Below are 6,909 nucleotides of genomic sequence, written 5' to 3' on the forward strand. Positions count from 1 at the left end.
TGATGACCACCTCGCCGCTGCTGCCATTGACCGCCGCTGACCTGCCACCGCTCGCTCCCGAGCTGGTGCTGATCGGCAGCGCCTTCGCCCTGATGATCCTCGACCTGTTCGTCAGCAACCGGAACAAGATCGTCACCCACCTGTTCGCGCTCGCTGCGCTGGCCGTGGTGCTGTTCATGCTGGCCACCGGCGTGGGCGGGCAGGGGGAGGTCTTCCATGGCATGTTCGTGCGCGATACCGCCGCGGACGTGATGAAGACCGGGATCGTGCTGCTCAGCGGCCTGACCCTGATCTACGGCTGGCGCTACCTGCGTGACCGCAACCTGTTCCAGGGCGAGATCCCGGTGCTGATCCTGTTCGGTACCGCCGGCATGATGATCCTGGTCTCGGCCGGCAGCCTGCTGATGGTCTACCTGGGCCTGGAGCTGCTGGCGCTGTGCTCCTACGCCCTGGTCGCCAGCAACCGTGAAAACGGCCTGGCCTCGGAAGCGGCGATGAAGTACATCGTGCTGGGCTCGCTGGCCTCGGGCCTGCTGCTGTACGGCATGTCGCTGATCTACGGCGCCACCGGCAGCCTGCACCTGGACGTCATCCGCGATGCCATCCCGCACTCGGAAGAGCGCGTGCTGCTGATCACCGGTGCGGTGTTCATGATCGCCGGCGTCGCCTTCAAGCTGGGCGCCGCGCCGTTCCACATGTGGCTGCCGGACGTCTACCAGGGTGCCCCGGCACCGATCGCGCTGTTCATCAGCTCGGCGCCGAAGCTGGCGGCCTTCGGCATGGCCTACCGCCTGCTGGAAATGGGCGTGGGGCCGCTGTCGACCGAGCTGCAGCTGCTCATTGCCGGCCTGGCCGCAGTCTCGCTGGTCATCGGCAACCTGATGGCCATCGCGCAGAGCAACCTCAAGCGAATGCTGGCGTTCTCCACCGTCTCGCACATCGGCTTCCTGCTGATGGGCATCGCCGGTGGCGGCGCGCAGGGCTATGCCGCCGCGCTGTTCTACGCACTGGCCTACGCCATCATGTCGACCGCTGCCTTCGGTGCGATCATCGCCCTGTCGCGCGCCGGTTTCGAAGCCGAGAACATCGAGGACTTCAAGGGGCTCAACGCCCGCAATCCGTGGATGGCCGGCCTGGTGCTGTGCATCATGGCGTCGCTGGCCGGCATCCCGCCGTTCCTGGGGTTCTGGACCAAGCTGGCGGTGCTGGGCGCGGCCGTCAACGGCGGCCTGCTGTGGCTGGCCATCCTTGGCGTGCTGTGCGCCGTGGTGGGCTGCTTCTACTACCTGCGCGTCATCAAGGTCATGTACTTCGATGAGCCGGTGGGCGAGGCCATGCCGCGCAGTAACGACCGCGTGCTGGGCCTGGTGCTGGGCGTGAACGCGCTGGCACTGCTGGCGCTGGGCCTTGCCTGGAACCCGATCATGGTCTGGTGCCAGCAGGCATTTGCGCATCTTGCATAAAAATTGACACAAAGCTGCGCGATTCGTGTAATATGCGCAGCCTGAGTTGTCACTGCAGCGGTTCAGCCAGAACATCGTTGCGGTAGCCGTCATCGAAAGAGCGCGGCAGCAGTTCAAACACTTCCGGTGCGGGGTGGAGCAGTCTGGCAGCTCGTCGGGCTCATAACCCGAAGGTCGCAGGTTCAAATCCTGCCCCCGCTACCAAGTAAAGAGATCGCCTTCGAAGTCCTCCTTCGAAGGCGTTTTTCTTTGGGCTGGCCCGTTTCTGTAGAGTCGAGCCATGCCCGAACTGCCGGTGCGGAAAAGGGGCTGCCCCCAGGCCCGCACCTTGCACCAGCGCGGTGCAGCCGCTATCATCAGCGGCCTAGCAGTACCCCTGAAGGCGGCCTCCCAGCGGGAGTCCGGATCCGGAAGGAGGGCCGCGACCGGCAGGCAATGCAGGTTGCAACCGGAATCCAGTCACCGGAGTCTTTCCGGAAAAGGGGCCCAGCGGGCCCTTTGTCGTTTCCGGGGCGTCATGTTTTCACGCTGGCCAAGGCCGGCACCCAACCAAGAGATCAAGGCAGGCTGTGAGCGACAAGGCAACCGACATCGCGAATCTGCTCGCCCCGACCGTTGTGTCGCTGGGCCTGGAGCTGCTGGGCGTTGAGTATCTGCCGGCCCCCGGCGGTGCGACCCTGCGCCTTTACATCGACGTGCCACTGGCTGAACAGCCCGAGCGCATCATCAATGTCGACGACTGTGAGCGGGTCAGCCGCGAAGTGTCGGCGCAGCTGGACGTCGAAGACCCGATCAGCGGCAATTACACGCTGGAAGTGTCCTCGCCGGGCGTGGATCGCCCGTTGTTCAACCTGGAGCAGTTCGCTCGCCACCAGGGTGAATCGGCCAAGGTCACGCTGAAGCTGCCGCAGGACAACCGTCGTCGCCTGCAGGGGCGTATCGAGGCGACCGACGAGGCTGCGGGCACCATCACCTTCATCGTCGACAAGGCCGAAGTGGTGGTGTCGGCCGACAACATCGACAAGGCACGGATCATGCCCGACTGGGTGGCGCTGGGGCTGGCCCCGAGCAAGCCGACCGGTCCGGCACCGAAGCGTCCGAAGCCGAACACGAATTCTTCTTCCAACGAGCCGGCGGCAAAGAAGCCGCGCGCGGAGTGAGCCAATGAGCAAGGAACTGTTGCTGGTAGTCGACGCAGTCGCCAACGAGAAGGGCGTGCCGCGTGAAGTGATCTTCGATGCCATCGAGGCCGCTCTGGCCTCGGCAGCGAAGAAGCGCTATCCCGACGAGGAAGTGCTGACCCGCGTGGTCATCGACCACAAGGATGGCAGCTACGAAACCTTCCGCCGCTGGGAAGTGGTGGCCGATGATGTGGTCATGGAGTCGCCCGACCGCCAGATCCGCCTGATGGATGCCGTCGACGAAGCCGAAGGCGTCGAGGTCGGCGACTACATCGAAGAACAGATCGAGAACCCGGACTTCGGCCGCATTGCTGCCCAGGCCGCCAAGCAGGTCATCGTCCAGCGCGTGCGCGAAGCCGAGCGCCAGCAGGTCGTGGACGCGTGGAAGGATCGTGTCGGTGAGTTGATCACCGGCGTGGTCAAGCGCGCCGAGCGTGGCAACATCTATGTCGACCTCGGTGGCAACGCCGAAGGCTTCATTCCGAAGGACAAGGGCATCCCGCGCGACGTGCTGCGCGCCGGTGACCGCGTGCGCGGCTACCTGGCCGAGGTCCGTTCGGAACCGCGTGGTCCGCAGCTGTTCATCAGCCGCGCCGCCCCGGAATTCATGATCGAGCTGTTCAAGCTGGAAGTGCCGGAAGTCGGCCAGGGCCTGGTGGAAATCAAGGCCTGTGCGCGCGATCCGGGCGATCGCGCCAAGATCGCCGTGCTGGCCCACGACCAGCGCACCGATCCGATCGGTGCCTGCATCGGCATGCGCGGTTCGCGCGTGCAGGCCGTGTCCAACGAGCTCAACGGCGAGCGCGTGGACATCGTGCTGTGGAACGACAATCCGGCCAACTTCGTCATCAATGCGATGGCGCCGGCCGAAGTCCAGTCGATCATCGTCGATGAAGACAAGCACTCGATGGACCTGGCCGTTGCCGAAGACCGTCTCGCCCAGGCGATCGGCAAGGGCGGCCAGAACGTGCGCCTGGCCAGCCGCCTGACCGGCTGGCAGCTCAACGTGATGACCCAGGACCAGGTCACCGCCAAGTCGGAGGCCGAGCAGGCCGCCGCACGCCAGCTGTTCATGGACAAGCTGGAAGTGGACGAAGAGATCGCCGGCATCCTGGTCAGCGAAGGCTTCGGCACCGTCGAGGAAATCGCATATGTCCCGGTCGGCGAACTGCTGGCCGTGGAAGGTTTCGACGAAGACATCGTCGAAGAGCTGCGCGCTCGTGCCCGCGATGCGCTGCTCAATGAGGCCCTGGCAGTCGAGGAAGGCCTTGAAGACGGCCAGCCGGCGCAGGACCTGCTGTCCCTGAAGGGCATGGACGAAGCCACCGCGTATGCGCTGGCCGGCCACGGCGTGCGTACCAGCGAGGACCTGTCCGACCTGGCCGCCGACGAGGTCATGGACTTCGGCATTGAAGGGCTGGACCAGGAGCGCGCTGCGGCGCTGATCCTGGCCGCGCGTGCCGAGGAGATCGCCCGACTGGAACGCGGCGAATGAGCCGGCAATGAACAGGGCCCTGAGCCGCTCAGGGCGTAGAATCCGCGCCACCTCCAGATGCGGGGGGGCGCCCACAAGATCATAGGATCCGAATGTCGCAGCAAACCACCATCCGCAAGCTTGCCGAACTGGTCAACACGCCGGTCGAAAAACTGCTGGAACAGCTGGCCGGTGCCGGCATGAAGTTCAGCGGTCCCGACCAGGTCGTGACCAGTACCGAGAAGGTGAAGCTCCTGGGCTTCCTTCGTCGTTCGCACGGCAAGCCCGAGCAGGCCCCGGAAGAGACGGATCAGTCTGCAAAGAAGATCACGCTCAACCGCCGGAAACAGCAGGAAGTGACGGTCAGTTCCGGTCGCAGCAAGACGACCGTGAATGTCGAGGTGCGCCAGAAGCGTACCTACGTCAAGGATGGTGCTCGCGCCATGACGCCGGACGAAGAGCGCGCCGACATCCTGCGCAAGCTGGAAGAGTCGCGTGCGCGCAACCTCGCCGAACAGCAGGCGCTGGCCGAAAAGGATCGTCTGCGCGACGAAGCCATCGTCCGTGCCCGCGAGGAAGAGGCCGCCGCCAAGGAACGCGCCGAGGCCGAGAAGAAGGCCGCCGAGGAAGCTGCGGCTGCCGCCAAGGCGGCCGAGACGCTGGCTGCCAGCAAGCCCAAGCGTGCTCCGATCGACGAAACCGCGCCGCGCCCGCCGCGCGCCCCGGCGACAGCCCCGGCTGCGCCGCGCAGTGCGCCGCCGCCGCGCAACGACGACCGCAACAACCGCAGCGCGCCGCGCAACGAGCGTGGCCCAGGTGATCGTTTCGCCGGCCAGATGCACCTGTCTGCGGCCGATCGTGCGCGTCGTGGCAACAGCAACAACAGCAATACCCGTGGTCGTCCGGGCGGCCGCAACCAGGCCGGTGGCCGTCGCGACATGTCGCGTGGTGGCAACAACGCCGGCCCGCACGCGTTCGAACGTCCGACCGCACCGGTGGTGCGTGAAGTGGCGATCGGCGACACCATTACCGTGGCCGACCTGGCGCAGAAGCTTGCGCTGAAGGGTGGCGAGGTGGTGAAGGCGCTGTTCAAGATGGGCGTGATGGCCACCATCACCCAGTCCATCGACCATGACACCGCCGCGCTGGTGACCGAAGAACTCGGCCACAAGGCGATCCGTGCCAACGACAACGACGCCGAAGACGCGCTGCTGGCCTCGGCCGGTGAAAACCAGGGCGAAGCCACCCAGCGTCCGCCGGTGGTCACCATCATGGGCCACGTCGACCACGGCAAGACCTCGCTGCTGGATTACATCCGCCGCACCAAGGTTGCCACCGGCGAAGCCGGCGGCATCACCCAGCACATCGGTGCCTACCACGTGGATACGCCCAAGGGCGTGATCAGCTTCCTGGATACCCCGGGCCACGCGGCGTTCACCTCGATGCGTGCGCGCGGCGCCAAGCTGACCGACATCGTGGTGCTGGTCGTTGCTGCCGATGACGGCGTCATGCCGCAGACCAAGGAAGCGATCCAGCACGCCCGTTCGGCGGGTGTGCCGCTGATCGTGGCGATCAACAAGATCGACAAGTCCGACGCCGACCCGATGCGGGTCAAGAACGAACTGCTGTCCGAGCAGGTCGTGGCCGAGGACTTCGGTGGTGACACCCAGATGGTGGAGATCTCGGCCAAGACCGGCCTGGGCATCGACGACCTGCTGGACGCCATCTCGATCCAGGCCGAACTGCTGGAACTGAAGGCGGTCGACGAAGGCCGGGCCTCGGGCGTGGTGATCGAATCGTCGCTGGACAAGGGCCGTGGCCCGGTCGCCACCGTGCTGGTGCAGCAGGGTCGCCTGAAGAAGGGCGACTACCTGGTGTGCGGCATCCAGTACGGCCGCGTGCGTGCGCTGTTCGACGAAACCGGCAAGCAGCCGGAGTTCGCCGGCCCGTCCATCCCGGTGCAGGTCCTGGGCCTGTCCGGCGTGCCGGAAGCCGGTGACGACTTCGTGGTCGTCGAGGACGAGCGGCTGGCCAAGGACGTTGCCCAGCAGCGTGAGACCAAGCGCCGTGAATCGCGCCTGGTCGCCACCGCGGGCAGCCGCATGGAAGACATCATGGCGACCCTGGGCAAGGGCGAGGGCCAGCAGGTCCTCAACCTGGTCATCAAGGCCGACGTGCAGGGTTCGGTGCAGGCCCTGAGCCAGGCACTGGTCGCGCTGTCCAACGACGACATCCGCATCAACGTGATCCACTCCGGCGTGGGCGGCATCACCGAGTCGGACGCCAACTCGGCGGCCGCTTCGAAGGCCACCGTCATCGGCTTCAACGTGCGTGCGGATGCTTCGGCCCGTCGCATCATCGAATCCAACGGCGTGGACCTGCGTTACTTCTCGATCATCTATGACGTGATCGATCAGGTGAAGCAGGTGGCCTCCGGCCTGCTGGGCGTGGAGATCCGCGAAGAGATCATCGGTATCGCCGAGGTCCGCGACGTCTTCCGCAGCTCCAAGCTGGGCGCTGTTGCCGGCTCGATGGTCATCGAGGGCGTGGTCAAGCGCAACAAGCCGATTCGCGTGCTGCGCGACAGCGTGGTGATCTTCGAGGGCGAGCTGGAATCGCTGCGTCGCTTCAAGGAGAACGTCGAGGAAGTCCGCAACGGTACCGAATGCGGTATCGCGGTGAAGGCCTACAACGACGTCAAGCCGGGTGACCAGATCGAGTGCTTCGAGCGTATCGAAGTGCCACGCACCCTGTAATGCTGCAAGGCGGCCCGACCAACGGTCGGCACCCA

Annotated in this window: 4 protein-coding genes and 1 tRNA gene; all 5 read left to right on the plus strand. The window is 65.6% G+C overall.

Annotated elements, in window-relative coordinates:
• The first annotated feature begins 2 nt into the window (after window positions 1-2).
• The 5 genes from nuoN to infB all read left to right on the plus strand — a co-directional run bounded on the left by nuoN (window position 3) and on the right by infB (window position 6,874).
• A complete protein-coding gene (nuoN, locus tag O0J15_RS02275; protein WP_019660579.1) occupies window positions 3-1,463 on the plus strand; it encodes an NADH-quinone oxidoreductase subunit NuoN in 1,461 nt (486 codons plus the stop codon).
• A 127-nt stretch (window positions 1,464-1,590) separates the two neighbouring features.
• Window positions 1,591-1,667, plus strand: a tRNA-Met gene (locus O0J15_RS02280).
• A 365-nt stretch (window positions 1,668-2,032) separates the two neighbouring features.
• Complete coding sequence (gene rimP, locus O0J15_RS02285; protein WP_019660578.1) at window positions 2,033-2,623, plus strand: ribosome maturation factor RimP; 591 nt, start codon at window positions 2,033-2,035, stop codon at window positions 2,621-2,623.
• A 4-nt stretch (window positions 2,624-2,627) separates the two neighbouring features.
• Window positions 2,628-4,139, plus strand: a complete 1,512-nt coding sequence (gene nusA, locus O0J15_RS02290) for a transcription termination factor NusA (RefSeq protein ID WP_019660577.1) — start codon at window positions 2,628-2,630, stop codon at window positions 4,137-4,139.
• 92 nt (window positions 4,140-4,231) lie between these two features.
• Window positions 4,232-6,874: a translation initiation factor IF-2 gene (gene infB / locus O0J15_RS02295; protein WP_019660576.1), complete on the plus strand. Its 2,643-nt coding sequence runs from the start codon at window positions 4,232-4,234 to the stop codon at window positions 6,872-6,874.
• Window positions 6,875-6,909 lie beyond the last annotated feature (35 nt).

Origin of the sequence: Stenotrophomonas sp. Sm10 (assembly GCF_030985515.1) — a bacterium.
GTDB classification, from domain to species: domain Bacteria; phylum Pseudomonadota; class Gammaproteobacteria; order Xanthomonadales; family Xanthomonadaceae; genus Stenotrophomonas; species Stenotrophomonas hibiscicola.